The sequence below is a fragment of the Veillonella parvula genome, from assembly GCF_040097785.1.
GTDB classification, from domain to species: Bacteria; Bacillota; Negativicutes; order Veillonellales; family Veillonellaceae; genus Veillonella; species Veillonella parvula_D.
This window is the reverse complement of sequence record NZ_JBBNNS010000002.1, coordinates 167709-185857: the sequence shown is the minus strand read 5'-3', so window position 1 is coordinate 185857 and position 18149 is coordinate 167709. Positions and strand designations below refer to the sequence as shown.

Sequence of the window (18149 nt, the reverse complement as noted above, 5' to 3'; positions counted from 1 at the left end):
GCTAGTCCTTTGTGTTATCTAAATATTATTTTTTTTCTGTTACATCTAAGTCTGCCATGTTAACTGCATTGGCCTTGCCAATCATTTTATTATACTTGGTAAATAATTGCGTATAAGCTTCGCCATAAGATGAGTTGATAATAATGTAGTTGCGTGCTTCTGCAACAAATTCTTTTACTGAGTCTTGATACTCTCTTACCGCATTTTGTACTTCTGGTGTAGTACCAGGTTGTAATTTATTGAGGCGTTGTGTAATTTGTTGTAAGTTTGATTCTACCTTTTGGGTGTCTGTATTCCCATCTGGATCAATAAGGTCAATAGTTTGTGCTGTTATGAGATTTATCTCTATAAAGTTAACCGCATTTTCCCGTTTTTCTCCCTGATACTCAGTCATGCGTTCGTTATAAAGCTCATTATTACGATTATCTAAAGCTAAGTCTAATGCATTATATGTAGCGTAGAACTGTTCTGCTAAAGGTACATATTGAGCTGCTAGCTCATCGCTACCTTTATAATTATCCTTTTCATAACGACGTTCCACATAGTAAGATTGCAACTGATCAGCAATAGGAATAATTTGATCAAGTACTACGAGGACATCATTTGTTGCTTGGTTTACATCTTCGTAGGGCGTAGAACTATCTTGTTTTGCTACCTCTAATGCAGCTTTAAGTTCCTTATATTTAGGTAAGGTAATCGTCGTATTATGAGACCCATTGCGCAACTCTTCAAGAGTTGGCTGTAATTGGCTAGCATAGGCTACACTGTATGAGTTATATGCATCTAATGCAACAATATAAGGTCGTATGGCGTTGATTTTATCGTCAACGGTTGATCGATATAAAATTGTCGTTGTATTGGATGATAAGAGTGTATACACCCCATAGATCCCACCACCGATAATAGCAGCACCAAGCACAATGGCTGCTATTAACTTGATGTACCCCTTTTTCAACTGCGCACGCTCCTTGAAAACACACTAACTCTTTTGGATCCATTTGGACAGACTAATGTCCTAAGAGTAATTATTTACATTATATCACAACTTTACGTGGCAAAAAAGACGTATAGATACGATAATTATAAGGAATAGATGAAAATGTTAGATTTGGACATGTATTTATATTTATAATTAGCGATTAAACGATGAATGAGGCTGTAAGCTGTTATAAAAATATACTTTTAAAAGTAAAACTATATACTCTCTAGACGTTGCAGCTGCGGCTGGTATAATAGCAAGTATAGTATTCATTATATGGGGAGTTCGTTATGTCAGAATCGAATCATTTAATCAATTTTGCTACATCTTCGGAACTTATTGCTAATGGGGAAGGGCGTAATGTGTTATCTGCCATTGAGGACGGATTACGCAGTTGTGATGAGTTTTTAATATCTGTAGCTTTTATTACCCCAGAAGGCTTGTTGACGTTAAAGCCAATCTTAAAGGAATTAGAGGATCGTGGTGTTCGAGGTCGTGTGTTAACGACAGATTATCTTGGTTTTAATAGTCCACAAGTTTTGGAAGATTTAGGAAGTTTAAATAATATTGAGTTAAAAGTGTATTGTACCACGCAAGGTAGTGATCATGGATTCCATACAAAAGGCTACATTTTTAGAAAAGATGAATCTTATCAGATAATAGTTGGTAGTTCTAATTTAACTATTAATGCATTAAAGAAAAATCGTGAATGGAATACTCGCTCTGAAGCTCATTGCAGTGATACCTATGCTCGAGAAATTACGGAAGAATTTGACTTATATTGGAATTCAAAATTTTCTATTCCCTATGAAGATTTTATTCCTTGGTATAAACCAAGATGGGTACGGCCAGAGCGCGCTTCACAAAAGACTGTAGCAGAGCAATTTAGAAAAATAGATTTGGGTCAACTAGAGCCTAATACCATGCAACAACAGTTTATTGCTAACTTCAATGAACTAAGGGCTAATAATGCTAAAAGAGGCCTTTTGATTTCTGCTACGGGTACCGGCAAAACCTATGCGGCGGCTTTTGCTATGAGAGAAATGAAGCCTAAAAGAATATTATTTTTAGTACATCGGGAACAAATTGCAAAACAAGCGATTGCTAGCTTTGAGCGGATTTATAATGATCCATCCATTACATTTGGTTTGGTTTCTGGGAATGCTAAATACTATAATGCGACTCATGTATTCTCTACGATGCAAATGATGGGTCGTAATGATGTAATGAAACAGTATGATCCAAAGGAATTTGACTGTATTATTATTGACGAAGTGCATCGTGCAGGTTCAGATAGTTACCAACGCATCATTGATTACTTTGATCCTCAATTTTTATTGGGAATGACAGCTAGCCCGGAACGTACAGATGGTTATGATTTATATGAATTGTTTGACCATAATATTATTTACGAAATTCGATTACAACAGGCTTTAGAAGAAGATTTATTATGTCCATTTCATTATTTTGGTATTAGTGATTTATGGGTAGATAATCAAGAAGATATTTCTGATATGGAGGTATCCTTTTCAAACTTGTCTACAAAAGAGCGGGTAGATAAAATTGTAGAAAAGATTCGCTATTTTGGTCATAGTGGTAGTCGTGTAAAGGGCTTAGTATTTTGTAGTAATCGAGTTGAGGCAAAAGAGCTGTCTAATGCTTTTAATGAGCGTGGTGTTTATCGCACTGTATGTTTGACTGGTGAAGATAGCCAAGTAACTAGGGAAATAGCAATTGCTCGATTAACGGGAACCGGTGATTATCAGGGGCGTCCAGACCTACAATTGGATTATATCTTTACCGTAGATATCTTTAATGAAGGTGTTGATATTCCAGAAATTAATCAAGTTATTATGCTACGTCAAACTGAAAGCCCTATAATTTTTATTCAACAACTTGGACGTGGCCTTCGTAAATTTGAAGATAAAGAATATGTAGTTATCTTGGATTTTATTGGAAATTATACTAATAATTTTATGATTCCATTAGCCTTATCTGGTGATAGGAGCTATAACAAAGATACATTGCGTCGTTATGTACAAGCTGGCAATCGTATTATTCCAGGTACATCAACTGTACATTTTGATAAAATTGCAAAACAACGTATTTATGAATCTATTGATACGGCAAGATTTTCCGATATGAAATTAATTAAAGAAGCCTATTTTAATTTACGCTTCAAATTAGGTCGTATTCCTAAAATTTCTGATTTTGCTGATCATGGTTCGATTGATGTTAGTAGAATTTTTAGTAAATTTAAGTCCTATCATCATTTCCTGATAAAGATTAAGGATAAGGATTATGATATATCCTTTACACCGGCTCAGGAGCGAATGCTACATTTTATATCTCAGAAATTAACGACAGGGATGCGTGTAAGAGAGCTTCTATTATTGCAAGCGTTACTAGATGGTCGTGATGATGTGATTAATTATGTTTCCGAAGAGCTATTTGATAGTTACAATGTAGATCTATCGGAATATGGACGTGTTAATCTCATCAATATGATGACAAATCAATTTGGTGTTCAAGTAGCACAAAAGACATTTGCCGATAGTGAATTTATTGAATTTTCCAATGGTAGCTATGGTATATCTCGAATCTTTAAACAGGCTTTAGAGGATAATAATTTTAAGGAACAAGTTCAAGAGCTTATTGCTTATGGGTTGAAGCAGTTCAATGAAAAATACAAAGACAATATTTATAGTAATACACCATTTGCATTATATGAAAAATATACATATGAACAGGTGTGTCAATTATTAGAGTGGCCTCAAAACGAAGTTCCTCTCAACATTGGGGGCTATAAATTCCATAAAGAAACAAAGACATATCCCGTTTTTATTAATTACCATAAAGCCGACGATATTCAAGATACCATTAAATACGAGGATAGATTTGAGAATCCAGGATTACTAAAAGCTATTTCTAAAAATAAGAGAACCTTTGCCTCTGATGATGTACAAACCGCGTTTAATGCTGATGAACTAGGTGTTGCTATGCATTTATTTGTGAGAAAAAACAAGGATGATGAAGAGTCTAAAGAGTTTTATTATTTGGGACCGATTCATTCTACTGGTCAGGAAAATGCTAAAGAAATTTCTATGGTTAATGGTACTGCGGCGGTAGAGTTAGAATATGTACTCGAAGTACCTGTACGGGATGATATTTATGATTATATTGTTAATGGATAAGGATATTTATGAGTGAACAACGAAAACACATTGAAGTTGTAGCAGCTATTATAAAAAAGGATAATACCATATTAGCAACTCAGCGTGGATATGGTGATTTAAAAGATGGTTGGGAATTTCCGGGTGGCAAAATTGAACCTGGTGAACCCCATGAAGTAGCTCTTATTAGAGAAATCAAAGAAGAACTAGAAGCTGATATTAATATTCAAGAGCATATTATTACTATCGAATATACCGGTTATGAAAAATTTGATTTAACAATGCACTGTTATTTATGTTCGTTGAAAAATGATTCTAATATTACCTTAGTAGAACATGAAGCTGCTAAATGGCTATCTAAAGAAACCTTATATTCTGTAGATTGGTTACCTGCTGATATTGATGCGGTAGATGAAATGTATAGACGTTTATAAGCTTAACATTGAATTACCTAAAAGTCCCTATCTAGGATAGGGGCTTTTTATGTTTACTCTAGTTGTTACATGGCAAGAATAAATAACTTTCACTATACCAAAATAAATTGTATATTCGGTTATAGTCGTATATAATAATATTAAAAGATTTGTATTTTTCGATATAATCAAAGAAAGGAGTACAATATGTCAAATTTTATCACTCCTAAAGAATTATTAGCTTGTCTCGATGAGGTCATCGTTTTAGATGCTAGAGGGTATCAAGATTATAAAAAAGGCCATATTAAGGGGGCTTATGCGGTAGATTTAGACAAGGATTTGACTGGTCCTTTAGGCGAGCATGGTGGACGTCATCCATTGCCAGATATGGAACAGTTAGCTCATACCTTTGAGTCTTATGGCATCACTCGTAACTCAAAGGTTGTAGTATATGATTCGTGGCTATTCTTAGCGGGCCGTCTTTGGTGGACGTTACGTTACATGGGCTTAACAGATGTACGCGTTTTATCTGGTGGTATTGAACGCTGGGTTCGAGAGGGCCATCTCCTAACTAAAGAGCCGACCCCGTTACCTGCTAAACCGTCTATTTTTAACTATGAGTTGCAAACGGATATGGTTATGAGTCGCGATGAGGTGCTCAAGGCTAGTGAAAGCGGAGATCATGTTATCATCGATGCTCGTGCGCCATTCCGTTATGATGGATCTCAAGTGGATACGATGGATGGCATGACAGGACATATTCCTGGGGCTGTTAATCATTTTTATGAAAGTGGTTATACCGTAGATGGTCCTAAATCCTTGAAAGATTTAGAGGCTGAGTATTACAACGAAATCTACCAAAATCGGCCAGTTGTAACGTACTGTGGGTCTGGTGTGACTGCCTGCAATGCGTTGTTAACCATGAGTGAAGTAGGCCTTGAATCTGCTTTATATGTTGGTAGTTCTAGTGACTGGGTAACGTATGAAGGTTTTCCTCTTAGCACAGGTGTAGAAACATTAAACTAACATAGGAGGGCGAATGAATCTATTAAAACAATTATTAACAGTCGTTGCCTTTGGTTATTTGTGTTATCACATCTATACCTTCGGACCGGGTATGTTTAATGTAACCGTATTAGTGATTCTTATCTTGTCGGCGGTGGCTAACTATTTCCGTGAGAAACGTGAAAGCGATCTTAAAGCAAATGAAAATGCCCGCAAGGCTCGTGCCGAAGCAAGACATGCTAAAAAACATAAAAAGCAGTAGTATTGCTAACATATAATCCTTAAATTAGCTTACGGTAAGCAAAAACTTGATGTATATTCTATGTGAAAGAGACTTTCACCAAGTTAAATACGGTGAATAGTATTAGATTGATGCGAAGTATTATAAAGGAGTAAGAATTGAAATTAATTTCTTGGAATGTAAACGGCCTCCGCGCCGCTGTAACAAAGGGATTCATGGAATCCTTTAATGAATTAGATGCAGATATTTTCTGCCTGCAAGAAACAAAATTGCAACCCGATCAAATTTCTTTGGAGTTGCCAGGGTATGAGCAATATTGGAATAGTGCAGTTAAGAAAGGCTATAGTGGCACGGCTGTATTCACGCGTATTAAGCCATTGTCCGTAACTAATGGCATCGGTATTGAAGAACACGATCAAGAGGGTCGTGTTATCACTGCTGAATACGATAATTTCTATTTGGTATGCTGTTATACACCGAATAGCCAACGTGAATTAGCTCGCCTTGATTATCGCATGACTTGGGAAGATGCATTCCGTAATTATCTACTTGAATTAGATAAGAAAAAGCCTGTCATTCTATGTGGTGATCTCAATGTAGCACATCAAGAAATCGACCTAAAAAATCCTAAGACAAACCGTAAAAATGCGGGCTTCTCCGATGAAGAACGTGCAAAGATGACAGAACTCTTAGGGGCAGGTTTTACAGATACATTCCGTCACCTCTATCCAGATGCTATTGAGCAATACAGCTGGTGGTCCTATATGGGGAAAGCTCGTGAACGGAATACAGGATGGAGAATTGACTATTTCATCACATCTAAACGTCTTGATGATAAAATCCAAGAAGCGAAGATTCATCAACAAATCTTTGGCTCCGATCACTGTCCAGTAGAATTGGTTATTGATCTATAAAATTTTAGTGAATGTAAAAGTACAGCCTCATCTACGGATGAGGCTGTTGTGATAGAAAAGGAGATAATATGGCTCAAAAACAAAAGGCCGTAGTTCTTTTTAGTGGTGGCGTAGATAGTACTACTTGTTTGGCCCTTGCCATTGAACGATTTGGCAAAGATAATGTGGTGCCTTTATCGATTCAATATGGTCAAAAACATAGTAAAGAATTAGAGGCTGCTATAGCTATTTTAGAGCACTATGGTATGGAAGGTAAAACGATGGATGTTACCAAGCTATTTGCCTTCAGTAACTGCTCCTTGTTAGTACAATCTAGTGAAGACATTCCGCAAGGTTCCTACAAAGAACAACAAGATGCAGAAGGGGAAGGTACGGTGAGTACTTATGTACCGTTTAGAAATGGGCTATTCCTATCTGCGGCAGCATCCTTGGCACTATCTCTAGACTGCGGCTATATCTATTACGGTGCTCACAGTGATGATGCGGCGGGTAATGCCTATCCTGACTGTACAGAACACTTCTACAAATCCATGGGCGACGCTATCTTTGAAGGATCCGGTAAAGAATGCTCCTTAGAAGCACCTTTTATTAACTCCAACAAAGCTGCCATTGTAAAAGAAGGCCTACGCCTCGGAGTACCATACCACTTAACCTGGTCCTGCTACGAAGGCGGAGACAAACCATGCGGACACTGTGGCACCTGTATCGACAGAGCCAAAGCCTTTCACGCAAACGGAGTCGAAGACCCAGCACTATAATTCCCATAAACTGGCTTAGACAAGTAGTCGCCTTTTAGGTGGCTACTTTATATATATTCTAATAGAGTAGCATGTATATGTAATTCAAGGCGGACTTGTACGTCACTAGTATTAGGGTATAAGTAGAGTTGCTAAATTTGAAGTGGTGGCAGATACCTTTTCAAAGAGCGACTTTGGCAGGTCAAGGCCCTAGGCCGATGACCGGTTCGCCAGTGGAGCGATGAGGAAAGGTATCTGCCACCACCCCCACCTTACAATCTTGATACTAATCGTAGATGATCATACAAGTCCGCCTTAACCCCAATTAATTGCGAAAATATTAGATATATGATATATTAGTACTGCCTAAAGGCGACAACTAAATAAGACAGTTTGAAACCATCCTGTCTCTAAACAAAACTACGGAAATTCATAAGCATTGTAAGCATGGTAGTTTTGCCATGCTTTTTTTTATTTTGAGGAGGTGAGTGTTATGATTTCTACACGCAAATTGACTATTTCTGCCATGGTTGTGGCATTGTACATCGTTGTATTGTATATAACGCAAAGCGTTTCTTTCGGGGCGTATCAAATTCGTATAGCAACATCATTATATGCACTTGCTTATGCCTTTCCGTTCTTGGTAATTCCCATGGGGATTGGCAACCTCATTTCTAACTTCCTATTCGGCGGTCTTGGTATCTTCGATATGGTAGGGGGCTTTGGTGTCGGTGTAGTAACGACAGGCATCATCGTAGGGATGCGCAAGCTTGGTCTCAGCGCTTGGTGGGCAATGATTCCCATTGTCTTTGTGCCTGCACTATGTGTGCCATTGTGGCTCAGCCCATTACTTGGCCTACCGTACTGGCCATTAGTATTGAACCTTATCGTGGGTCAAACTATTCCAGCGATTCTTGGTTCTGTATTGGTGAAAGCTTTGATGAGCCGTCCTAGTGTGGCTGCTTTGTTAGGTGCTTTTAAATAATAAGTGGTTTTATTGATAAAACTAAGTAAATAATTGAATCTCAAGAGATGTTTTGATTATGTATCTAGGTAAATAAAAAGGCGTAAGCTCACATTGAGCTTACGCCTTTTTCATGGCTAACATGTATGGAGGTATAGGAGTTTAACAGTTGTAGCCACGCCATTTAGTTTCAACTACGAGTCGTTCAAGAGCAACCATGTACGCTGCTTGACGAGGTGGTACATTATATTTATGTTGCATTTCCCAAACAGCTTCGAAGCTATTTTGCATATTCTTAGTTAATCTTTCATTAACCTCTTCTTCAGTCCAGTAGAAACTAGCTTTGTTTTGTACCCATTCATAGTAGGATACAACTACGCCACCACCGTTGGCAAGCACGTCAGGAATGATATCGATGCCCTTTTCATAGAAGTATTTATCCGCATCATTAGTAGTAGGGCCATTAGCGCCCTCCAAGATGATCTTAGCTTGGATATTTTCCATGTTATCTTTGTTTAATTGGTTTTCAAGGGCCGCCATGTACAATACATCAACTGGTTGAGCCAATAACTCTTGAGGTCCAATTGTAGTCATGCCTGGTTCGCTGTAACCTTCGAGGGAACGACCATGGGAGTTAGCATATTCGTATGCTTTTTCAACATCAAGACCGTTAGGATTGTAGATGTTAACGCTTACGTCGCCGATAGCCACAACTTTTGCACCTGCTTGTGCAATGAGACGAGCACCTACGGAGCCTACGTTACCAAAGCCTTGAACTGCAACTGTAAGGTTTTTGATATCTAAGTTTTTCTTAGCGAGATAGCTTTGCAATGCGATGAGACAACCGCGACCAGTTGCTTCATTACGGCCTAAGGAACCGCCAACTTCGATTGGTTTACCAGTAACGATACCTGGGCTCCATTCGCCTTTTAATGTGCTGTATTCGTCAGCGATCCAGCTCATGATTTGAGCATTTGTATTTACGTCTGGAGCAGGAACGTCAGTATTAACACCAATGATAGGTGCAATACGGCGTACGAAGTTACGAGTTAAGCGTTCTAATTCACGAGGGTTTAAAGTTTTTGGATCGACTTTAATGCCCCCTTTACCGCCGCCATAAGGAATGTTAGCGATAGCGTTTTTAATAGTCATCCATGCCGCAAGTGCACGCACTTCGTTTTCGTCGGAATCTGGATGGAAACGAAGACCGCCCTTAGCGCTACCACGTAATGTGGAATGTTGGCAACGATAGCCTTCGTATACTCGAACTTCACCATTATCTAATTGAAGAGGAACCGCTACTTTTAGTTCCCGTTCTGGGTGACGCAATACTTCGTATTCACTACGAGTATAGCCGAGCTTTTCAGCTGCTACGTCTAATGTGTTTAACATGTTTTCATATGGGTTATAACCGCTCATAATTACCTCCCGGATAACAGAGTAAATTAATTAGTGCTAATTTTTCACATACTTAAGTATTCGACATTATAAATAGAATACCCTTTATATTTTTATAAATATATTCTATAGTTTTTAACCTTTAAAAGTAGGAAAAATATAGATGGTTACTGTGATATCTGTCACTTTAAAATCTCTTGGTGGAGGATAGTCTTATCTATGAAAATGGATACTTTTACAAAAAATAAAAATCTATATTCCGAAGAATATAGACCCATCTGTATGTATTAATAAAGTATTTTAAAGATTATACGAATTTAAAGATTATACGAAAAAGACTGGTGAAAGATACTTTCACCAGCCTCATAGGTCAATATATTTTATTTTTCCACTGTATCTTCAATCGGAGTAGGAGGTACGGAGGAGTCTGTAGTTTGACCATCGCCCCACCATACGATGCCATATGTGTGATTTAGGATGGAACGGTTAAATACAGGCGTTTCAATACCTGCTTTGCGTTGTTTGATATAGTCGTCAAGGGCAAGACCTGCTGTGCGCCCCATGCGTACGATGGAACTTACGTTAGTTAATACTAAGAAAGCCATGAATAAATCGGCTAGATTCCATACGAGATCTAGTGAAGCAATAGAGCCAACAAATGTCATAAGAATTACGCCAATACGGAACAAATGTAGGTAGAATCGTTTATTTGTTAAGTGGCTGATATTGATTTCACCGTAGTAATAGTTACCAATTAAGGAACTAAAGGAGAACATAACGATGAAAATGGCTACGGCTGTAGGCGCCCAAGAACCAAGTTGTTGAGCTAGATTATGTTGTACAAGAGCAATGCCTGTTAGACCTGTAGTGCTGTAATCACCCACGATGAGTACGATGAAAGCAGAAGCTGTACAAATGATGAATGTATCAAGGAATACGCCGAATGCTTGTACAAGACCTTGTTCTACAGGGTGGTTAACAGCTGCCGTAGCGGCTGCGTTTGGAACAGAACCTTCCCCGGCTTCGTTAGAGAAGAGCCCCCGTTTGATACCATTCATAACAGTAGCACCTAATAAGCCACCACCTGCTGCAACAGGCTCAAATGCGGAGGCGAAAATAGTATAGATTACATGTGGGAATTGGGTGATATTCATAATTACCACAAATAATGCAGTAGCAATGTATAGAATCGCCATGATAGGAACAATGATTTCAGATGCTTTTGCAACGCGGTTGATACCACCGAATATGATAATACCAAGAAGGACTGCTACTACAGCGCCTGTATAGGACACATCAAGGTTAAATACCTGGAGAGATGCAGCCAAAGTATTGGCTTGTACAGAATTGTAAATCCAACCATAGGTAATACTGATTAAAATAGCAAATAGAACAGATAATGCCTTGTTGTTTAGACCATACCGAATATAGTAAGCTGGTCCGCCATAGAAACCGCCCTTAGCAACAGGTTCTTTGTAGATTTGTGCTAATGTAGATTCGATGAAGCCCGTGGCAGCACCGATGAGTGCGATAACCCACATCCAGAAAATAGCACCAGGGCCACCAAGTACAACGGCAATAGCTATACCTGCGATGTTACCAACACCTACACGAGATGCGGTACTAACACAGAATGCTTGAAATGAGGATACATGGTTCTTTTCTGTAGAGCTACCTGCGCCGTTAATTACGAGGCGAATCATTTCTTTAATCATGCGAATTTGTACAAAATTCGTTGTCATCGTAAAGAAGAGACCTGCGCCGATAAGAATAAAAATGATGAAATAACTCCATAAATAACCGTTTATGGTGGATATAGCATCATTAAGCATTGCTTCCATAAAAACTCCCTTTCTTATAAAAAATCCATATTTCATACTAATCAATGATATTGTATCAATTTCTATAGACTATGTAAAACAAAAATCCTTCACAAATAGGAAGGATTTTGCTTTATATAGTATTTTGTAGGATGTTTTTTATGCCTTAGTAAATTCTTGTGACTCTTCCATTCCTTGCAACAAGGTTTGTTCAGAATGTTCCATGTGAATTCGAGCTAGTTTACGAGCTTGTGCGGCATTGTGAGAGGCAATGGCTTCCACTAATTGACGATGTTCCTCCCAAGTTTTTCTAAGACGACCTGGTTGGTTCATAGAAAAACTACGGAAGCGGTAGGTTTGTTCTCGCAAATTGTGAACAATATCCGCCAATCTTTCATTACGAGATGCGCGGTAGAGGACTTCGTGGAATTCTACGTCCGCAGCCACAACGGATTCCATATTTTTGTTTTCCATATGATCGCCGATTTCTACAAGCATTCTCTCCAGCGTTTCGATTTCCTCTTCTGTAATGCGTTCTGCTGCAAGGCCTGCCGCAAGTTCTTCCAGGGCAGAACGGATTTCAAATACTTGCGTGATATCCTTCAAAGAGATGTTGGCAACGTAGGTGCCGCGGCGAGGCACCATAACGACAAAGCCTTCTAGTTCAAGTTTACGTATGGCTTCACGAATGGGGGTACGACTTACACCTAACTCTTCGGCAAGGGGAATTTCCATGAGGCGCTCCCCAGGTTTTAACACCCCATCTTGGATGGCTTGACGCAATGTTTCACTTACCACTTCTCTTAGTGGTTTATACGCATCGAGTCGTATAGGTTGTAACCGTTTTGTCATACTAAGTCCTCCTGTGTACATGTTTTAGTAATGAGTGACAGCCAATCATGACCAGCTGCTTTAATCTCTTCTTGTAATTGTAAGGCTTCCATAGGTTTGTTAAGTAATACTACCATCGTAGGACCGCTTCCTGTCATGATGGTTGGGTAACCACGGCTAGTGAAAAACTCCTTACATATTCCTAGTTTTTCGTGATCTGGGAATAATAATTCTTCGAAAGTATTAGCGCTACTAGTGAAAGCAGATTGTAAATCATTATTCTGAAGATGATTCAGAACGGTATCGATTGTTTTTGCGGTGGCATTAGATTTACCACTGAAGCGACCATAAGCAATCGCTGTAGAAATAGATACCTTTGGCTTTACTAGTAATAGCCAATGTGCTTCTGGCGATTGGCTATAGGTTAACACTTCGCCACGACCAGTTCCGCGAGCTGTACCACCTTGTAGTAGGAACGGCACATCAGATCCTAGTGAGGCACCAATGTTTAAAAGTTCCTCTTGTGTGAGCCGTAAGTCCCAAAAGCGGTTGAGACCTAATAACATGGCTGCTGCGTCTGCACTACCGCCACCAAGACCCGCTTGAATAGGAACGCGTTTTAATAGGTGGATGGCGGCACCGGCTTTACAACCCGTATAGGCCTGTATGGCGCGTAACGCTTTGAGCGCGAGATTATCTTCTCCATAGCTTACGAGTTTTTGCATGTAGTCAGGCAATTCGGGAGCGCCACCAGAAAATACTACGGAATGATGCTTAGCGAAATAAATAGAATCACTAAGGCGAATCGATTGAAATATAGAATCGATGTCGTGGTATCCATCGTCACGCTTGCCTGTAATAGCAAGCCCAATATTAATTTTGCTGCAACCGAGTTGCTCAAAACTTTTACTCATAATAGCCTCGTTTGTAATGTACAAAATATATGCAGTTTATATGTTTATTTTATACTGTTATAAAGTGATTGAAAATAACCATTAAGTGGTTTATGATGATTTTGTATATACCTGTTGTTTGATTATTAAAAGCATTGTAAACAGCGTATGTTTTAATTAGTTCATTATAGAATATTTATAGTGAAATGGCAATTTGGAGGGAGCTATGTTCGCCAAGTATAAAGATGTTGTCTATCAATGTGTCATAGTTGCTATTGGTTGTGCAATTTTTGGTGCTGGTTTAGATGCCTTTGTACTACCTCACAAACTGGTTAGTACTGGTATTAGTGGGGTAGGGTTGATTTTGTATTATCTAACGGGATTATCCGTTGGTTCTTGGAACGTTATTTTGAACGTCCCTATATTTTGGGCTGCTTGGAAGTGGCTTGGTAAACGCGTAGTGCTTAATACCTTGTATGGTACGCTCATGTTATCGTGGATGATTGATCTGTTTAGTTTCTTGCAATATGACATGATCATTAAGGATCCACTACTCAGTTCTATGATGGCAGGTATCACAACTGGACTAGGGCTTGGTATCGTCTACCGTGTAGGTGGTAATACAGGGGGACTTGATCCAATTGCACTTATCGTTCGCAAATATTATGGCCTTCAAATGGGGTCCATTAATAGCGCTATCAACTGTGCCATCCTCTTAGTTGCTGTCGGCGTTGTTGGACTTGAAGCGGTAGCTGTAACTCTTATCAGTGTGTATGTGTATACTATTATTACAAATAAGGTGGTAATCGGGTTTAATCAACGTAAAGTTGCTTTTATCATTACCTATCGCACCGATGAAGTATGTGAGTGTATTATCAATAAGGTTGGTCGTGGTGCCACTATTATTAATGGTATTGGTGCCTATACACGGACGCCTAAGCAAATTGTGATGGTTGCAGTCAACTTGCTGCAGGTAAATAAATTGAAAGAGGTTATTCAAGAAGCGGACCCAAATGTGTTTATCTTGATTACTGATGCCCAAGAGGTTATCGGTCAAGGTTTTACTCAACCTATTGTTCCTGCGGAAATATCTAAACAGCTAAAATCACAAGATATAACTACCGAAGCGAACAATAATGTTGTAATAGATGAAAATAGTTGTAACAAATTAAAATAAAGAATTATGATAAATCTCTGGCTGTTGTCATCTTATATTAATTATGCGTAAATATAATATTTTATGAATGATACATACATTTTGAAAATAATTTAATGTGATTGATTGAATATCAAGGTTGTAAAATGAGAGGGCTTGCCCTCAAGATAAGATTAGAGGTTTCTATGACTCACAAATTAGCAGGTACGCCTGTACAAGAACAAGATATTATCGATGTGCAAACCCTTGTGGATGCATATTTTGATAATACTCCGGATATTACAGATCCGACACAACTCGTATCCTTTGGCACATCTGGCCATCGCGGTACATCTTTAAATAGTACGTTTACAGATTTACATGTGGCCGCTATTACACAGGCTATTTGTGATGGCCGTGGTCAATTCGGCGCTACAGGTCCGATTTTTGTCGGTCAAGATACACATGCTTTATCTCAGCCAGCCCTTGTGACGGTTCTAGAGGTCCTTGCTGGCAATGGTGTAACGGCAATGGTTGATTCCGATATGGATTTCGTGCCAACACCATCTATATCTCGTGCTATTATTCGTTATAATGAAAGCCACGATGATAAGGCGGATGGTATCGTGATTACGCCGTCTCATAATCCTCCAGATAATGGTGGCATTAAGTATAACGCTACCAATGGTGGTCCAGCGGATACGTTGATTACTAAATGGATTGAAACACGTGCCAATGAATATGTTCACGCATATTGTGAATTAGAAGGATTTAAACGTATTAGTATCGACAATATTGAACCCGACCAACAGGTTCCATATGACTATAAAGGTCTATATGTAGAAGAACTATCTTCTATCATTAATATGGAGGCAATCCAAAGTGCAAAACCTAAGGTCCTCGTTAATGCCCTCGGCGGTAGTGGACTAGGTTATTGGCGTGCTATTAAAGAGCGGTATAATCTAAACCTAGATATTATTAATGATGAGTATGATCCAACCTTTAGCTTTATGACCTATGACCATGATGGTAAGGTACGTATGGATTGCTCATCTGAATATGCCATGGCTGACGTAATTAAACAAATTGGTAATTATGATCTCGCTGTTGGGAATGACCCTGATTATGATCGCTATGGTATCGTTAGTCCGCATGGGCTAGCTTCTCCAAACGCATTTCTTGTGACTGCGGCGGATTATTTGTTTACGACTCGTGGTTGGACAAATAAAGGGGTCGGTAAAACCGTTGTTTGTACCACTATGATTGATAAATGGGCTGCTAGTAAAGAGGTTCCTGTTTATGAGGTTCCAGTAGGTTTTAAATATTTTAGTTCCCTATTATTCGATGGTGAGATTGGTATTGGCGGTGAAGAATCTGCTGGTGCATCGTTCCTTAAAAAAGACGGTACCGTATGGACTACTGATAAAGATGGCATGGTAATGGCTCTCCTTGCGATGGAAATGTATGCCGTTATGGGGGCTACTGTTGACCGACTCTATAATAATCTTGTTGTAGGGTGTGGCGATCCTCGTTTTGGTCGTATTGATGCGCCTTGTACAAAGGAGGCCAAGGTTAAGTTGAAACAATTAAATGCAAGCTCCATTACGGCTACCGAAGTAGATGGTGATGCGATTACTAATGTTCGCACTACTTCTCTGTATAAAGATATGCCTATCGATGGTGTTCGTGTGGAAACGGAAACAGGATGGTTTGTAGCACGCCCATCTGGCACTGAAGATTTATATAAAATTTATGGTGAAAGCTATAAAGGGGATAAAGGTCTTATCGCATTGTTAACTGCTGGTGAAGAGATTGTAACAAGTGCTTTGTCTGACGAAGTGTAACATGTTGTTTTCACTAGAAAACTCATAAAGATTTCACTCATGAAAAATAATAAATGTGTTATAATATATTAATATAGTTTATTGAATGCCCTATACTGGCTATATAGCTTGTAGTGCTTAGAGAAGGTGATGTTATGAAATTAGTTGTTACCGTTGTCGGCGTAGACCGCGTTGGTATCATTGCTGGGGTTAGTACCGTACTCGCTAACTACGGTGTAAATATTATGTCGATAAATCAGACCATCCTTGATGGCGTTTTCAATATGATTATGATGTGTGAAACCAAGTCTGAAGATATGAAAAATCTTACAGCTATCCAAGAGGCTTTGACGACTCAAGGTAAAGAACTAGGTGTTGAAATCCGTGCACAACATGCTGATATTTTCTTGAGCATGCACCGTGTAGGATAGGAGGCACTATGTTATCTATCGACAATATTTTAGAAACGAATCAGATGATTCACGATAATAAGCTTGATGTGCGCACTATTACGATGGGGATTAGCTTGCTAGAATGTGCATCTAGTTCTGGTAAAGAGCTGTGTGACCGTATTTATGACCGTATTACAAAAGAGGCAGAACATCTTGTATCTACAGGGGAAGATATTGAGCGAGAATTCGGCATTCCTATTATCAATAAGCGTATTTCTGTAACACCCATTTCTCTAGTTGCAGGGGGGAGTGATTTAACAGCTTATGTTCCTGTGGCGGAAGCTATGGATCGTGCTGCAAAAACTGTAGGTGTTAATTTTATTGGTGGCTTTTCTGCGCTTGTAACAAAGGGCGCCACTCGAGCTGACCGCATTTTGATTGACTCTATTCCTGAAGCGCTGGCAACTACGGATATCGTTTGTAGCTCTGTTGCTGTGGGCTCTACTAAAACTGGTATCAACATGGACGCAGTGCGAGACATGGGAATCATCGTTAAGAAAACTGCAGAGCTTACAAAGGATAATGATGCTCTTGGTTGCGCTAAGCTCGTAATTTTCTGTAATCCTGTAGAGGATAACCCGTTTATGGCGGGTGCTTTCTTCGGGGTAACAGAAGGGGATAGTGCTATTTCTGTAGGTGTATCTGGCCCGGGCGTTGTAAAACATGCGCTTGAATCCGTTCGAGGTCAATCCTTTGACGTTGTAGCAGAAACGATTAAACGTACTGCTTTCAAAATCACGCGCGTAGGTCAATTGGTAGCCCAAGAGGCATCCCGTCGTCTCGGTAAACCATTTGGTATTATTGATTTATCTTTGGCACCAACGCCAGCTGTAGGTGACTCTGTAGCTCATGTTCTTGAAGAAATGGGCTTGTCCTCTTGTGGTTGTCATGGTACCACAGCGGCACTAGCATTACTTAATGATGCGGTGAAAAAAGGTGGTCTTATGGCTTCCTCTCACGTAGGTGGTCTTAGTGGTGCATTCATTCCTGTCTCGGAAGATGCAGGCATGATTGATGCTGTATCCTGTGGCAGTTTGACGCTTGATAAATTAGAGGCCATGACATGTGTTTGTTCTGTAGGGCTTGATATGATTGCTATTCCTGGAGACACTACTGCTGACACCATTTCTGCTATCATTGCAGATGAATCAGCAATTGGTATGATTAATAATAAGACAACTGCGGTTCGTGTAATTCCTGTACCTGGTAAGACTGTTGGAGAGGTTGTTGAATTTGGTGGATTATTAGGTTATGCTCCTATTATCGAAGTGAGTCCATATAGTGCAGCCGAGTTCATCGCCCGTGGTGGCAGAATTCCTGCTCCTATTCGTAGCTTAACGAACTAATCCGTTTTTACAACCTACTTGTTGG

The 18149-nt window shown here is 39.3% G+C and carries 16 protein-coding genes; 11 read left to right on the top strand and 5 right to left on the bottom strand.

The genetic code is table 11. From position 1 onward, the window contains the following. Nucleotides 1–25: 25 nt before the first annotated feature. Entirely contained in the window at nt 26–955 is a 930-nt protein-coding gene (locus AAA071_RS05005; RefSeq protein WP_004695044.1) for a DUF3829 domain-containing protein, read from the bottom strand. Between the two features lie 314 nt (nt 956–1269). Between AAA071_RS05005 and AAA071_RS05000 the strand changes: the two genes are divergently transcribed. From AAA071_RS05000 to AAA071_RS04970, 7 genes are all read left to right on the top strand, one after another. Next, nucleotides 1270–4173 carry a DEAD/DEAH box helicase gene (locus tag AAA071_RS05000; RefSeq protein WP_302682756.1) on the top strand — a complete coding sequence of 968 codons (2904 nt, stop codon included), beginning with the start codon at nt 1270–1272 and terminating at the stop codon, nt 4171–4173. Between the two features lie 8 nt (nt 4174–4181). Next, nucleotides 4182–4586 carry a (deoxy)nucleoside triphosphate pyrophosphohydrolase gene (locus tag AAA071_RS04995; protein ID WP_004695046.1) on the top strand — a complete coding sequence of 135 codons (405 nt, stop codon included), beginning with the start codon at nt 4182–4184 and terminating at the stop codon, nt 4584–4586. A gap of 186 nt (nt 4587–4772) precedes the next feature. Next, the gene (locus AAA071_RS04990) at nt 4773–5591 is read left to right on the top strand and encodes a sulfurtransferase (protein WP_174892365.1); all 819 of its coding nucleotides are present in this window, start codon (nt 4773–4775) and stop codon (nt 5589–5591) included. 13 nt (nt 5592–5604) lie between these two features. Continuing rightward, nucleotides 5605–5832 carry a hypothetical protein gene (locus AAA071_RS04985; RefSeq protein ID WP_004695048.1) on the top strand — a complete coding sequence of 76 codons (228 nt, stop codon included), beginning with the start codon at nt 5605–5607 and terminating at the stop codon, nt 5830–5832. A 137-nt stretch (nt 5833–5969) separates the two neighbouring features. Then, nucleotides 5970–6725: an exodeoxyribonuclease III gene (locus AAA071_RS04980; protein ID WP_004695049.1), complete on the top strand. Its 756-nt coding sequence runs from the start codon at nt 5970–5972 to the stop codon at nt 6723–6725. A gap of 68 nt (nt 6726–6793) precedes the next feature. Beyond that, the gene (gene queC / locus AAA071_RS04975; protein WP_174892364.1) at nt 6794–7483 is read left to right on the top strand and encodes a 7-cyano-7-deazaguanine synthase QueC; all 690 of its coding nucleotides are present in this window, start codon (nt 6794–6796) and stop codon (nt 7481–7483) included. Nucleotides 7484–7955: 472 nt separating this feature from the next. Then, entirely contained in the window at nt 7956–8447 is a 492-nt protein-coding gene (locus AAA071_RS04970; RefSeq protein WP_316581636.1) for a QueT transporter family protein, read from the top strand. A 141-nt stretch (nt 8448–8588) separates the two neighbouring features. Here the strand turns inward: AAA071_RS04970 and AAA071_RS04965 are convergent, their stop codons facing one another. The 4 genes from AAA071_RS04965 to ispE form a co-directional block, all read right to left on the bottom strand. Beyond that, entirely contained in the window at nt 8589–9845 is a 1257-nt protein-coding gene (locus AAA071_RS04965; protein ID WP_008602423.1) for a Glu/Leu/Phe/Val family dehydrogenase, read from the bottom strand. 359 nt (nt 9846–10204) lie between these two features. Beyond that, nucleotides 10205–11665 carry an alanine/glycine:cation symporter family protein gene (locus AAA071_RS04960; protein WP_021148542.1) on the bottom strand — a complete coding sequence of 487 codons (1461 nt, stop codon included), beginning with the start codon at nt 11663–11665 and terminating at the stop codon, nt 10205–10207. Nucleotides 11666–11803: 138 nt separating this feature from the next. Continuing rightward, nucleotides 11804–12496: a GntR family transcriptional regulator gene (locus AAA071_RS04955; RefSeq protein WP_004697535.1), complete on the bottom strand. Its 693-nt coding sequence runs from the start codon at nt 12494–12496 to the stop codon at nt 11804–11806. Next, nucleotides 12493–13389: a 4-(cytidine 5'-diphospho)-2-C-methyl-D-erythritol kinase gene (gene ispE / locus AAA071_RS04950; protein ID WP_227065187.1), complete on the bottom strand. Its 897-nt coding sequence runs from the start codon at nt 13387–13389 to the stop codon at nt 12493–12495. Before ispE ends, AAA071_RS04955 begins: the two co-directional genes overlap by 4 nt. A 205-nt stretch (nt 13390–13594) precedes the next feature. Between ispE and AAA071_RS04945 the strand changes: the two genes are divergently transcribed. The 4 genes from AAA071_RS04945 (at nt 13595) to AAA071_RS04930 (ending at nt 18124) form a co-directional block, all read left to right on the top strand. Next, entirely contained in the window at nt 13595–14545 is a 951-nt protein-coding gene (locus AAA071_RS04945; RefSeq protein ID WP_156697263.1) for a YitT family protein, read from the top strand. A gap of 164 nt (nt 14546–14709) precedes the next feature. Further along, nucleotides 14710–16347 (top strand): phosphoglucomutase, encoded by a 1638-nt coding sequence (locus AAA071_RS04940; RefSeq protein WP_278467681.1) that lies wholly within the window; start codon nt 14710–14712, stop codon nt 16345–16347. Nucleotides 16348–16481: 134 nt separating this feature from the next. Next, nucleotides 16482–16757 carry an ACT domain-containing protein gene (locus AAA071_RS04935; protein WP_004695058.1) on the top strand — a complete coding sequence of 92 codons (276 nt, stop codon included), beginning with the start codon at nt 16482–16484 and terminating at the stop codon, nt 16755–16757. Between the two features lie 8 nt (nt 16758–16765). After that, a complete protein-coding gene (locus tag AAA071_RS04930) occupies nt 16766–18124 on the top strand; it encodes a PFL family protein (protein WP_101928468.1) in 1359 nt (452 codons plus the stop codon). Nucleotides 18125–18149: the final 25 nt, after the last annotated feature.

What these genes read in the sequence shown, in the direction of transcription:
- AAA071_RS04970 (WP_316581636.1), top strand. Translation starts at nt 7,956, where the DNA reads ATGATTTCTACACGCAAATTGACTATTTCTGCCATGGTTGTGGCATTG.
- ispE (WP_227065187.1), bottom strand. Translation starts at nt 13,389, where the DNA reads ATGAGTAAAAGTTTTGAGCAACTCGGTTGCAGCAAAATTAATATTGGG.
- AAA071_RS04945 (WP_156697263.1), top strand. Translation starts at nt 13,595, where the DNA reads ATGTTCGCCAAGTATAAAGATGTTGTCTATCAATGTGTCATAGTTGCT.
- queC (WP_174892364.1), top strand. Translation starts at nt 6,794, where the DNA reads ATGGCTCAAAAACAAAAGGCCGTAGTTCTTTTTAGTGGTGGCGTAGAT.
- AAA071_RS04930 (WP_101928468.1), top strand. Translation starts at nt 16,766, where the DNA reads ATGTTATCTATCGACAATATTTTAGAAACGAATCAGATGATTCACGAT.
- AAA071_RS05000 (WP_302682756.1), top strand. Translation starts at nt 1,270, where the DNA reads ATGTCAGAATCGAATCATTTAATCAATTTTGCTACATCTTCGGAACTT.
- AAA071_RS04960 (WP_021148542.1), bottom strand. Translation starts at nt 11,665, where the DNA reads ATGGAAGCAATGCTTAATGATGCTATATCCACCATAAACGGTTATTTA.
- AAA071_RS04995 (WP_004695046.1), top strand. Translation starts at nt 4,182, where the DNA reads ATGAGTGAACAACGAAAACACATTGAAGTTGTAGCAGCTATTATAAAA.
- AAA071_RS04940 (WP_278467681.1), top strand. Translation starts at nt 14,710, where the DNA reads ATGACTCACAAATTAGCAGGTACGCCTGTACAAGAACAAGATATTATC.
- AAA071_RS04955 (WP_004697535.1), bottom strand. Translation starts at nt 12,496, where the DNA reads ATGACAAAACGGTTACAACCTATACGACTCGATGCGTATAAACCACTA.
- AAA071_RS04990 (WP_174892365.1), top strand. Translation starts at nt 4,773, where the DNA reads ATGTCAAATTTTATCACTCCTAAAGAATTATTAGCTTGTCTCGATGAG.
- AAA071_RS04935 (WP_004695058.1), top strand. Translation starts at nt 16,482, where the DNA reads ATGAAATTAGTTGTTACCGTTGTCGGCGTAGACCGCGTTGGTATCATT.
- AAA071_RS04965 (WP_008602423.1), bottom strand. Translation starts at nt 9,845, where the DNA reads ATGAGCGGTTATAACCCATATGAAAACATGTTAAACACATTAGACGTA.
- AAA071_RS04985 (WP_004695048.1), top strand. Translation starts at nt 5,605, where the DNA reads ATGAATCTATTAAAACAATTATTAACAGTCGTTGCCTTTGGTTATTTG.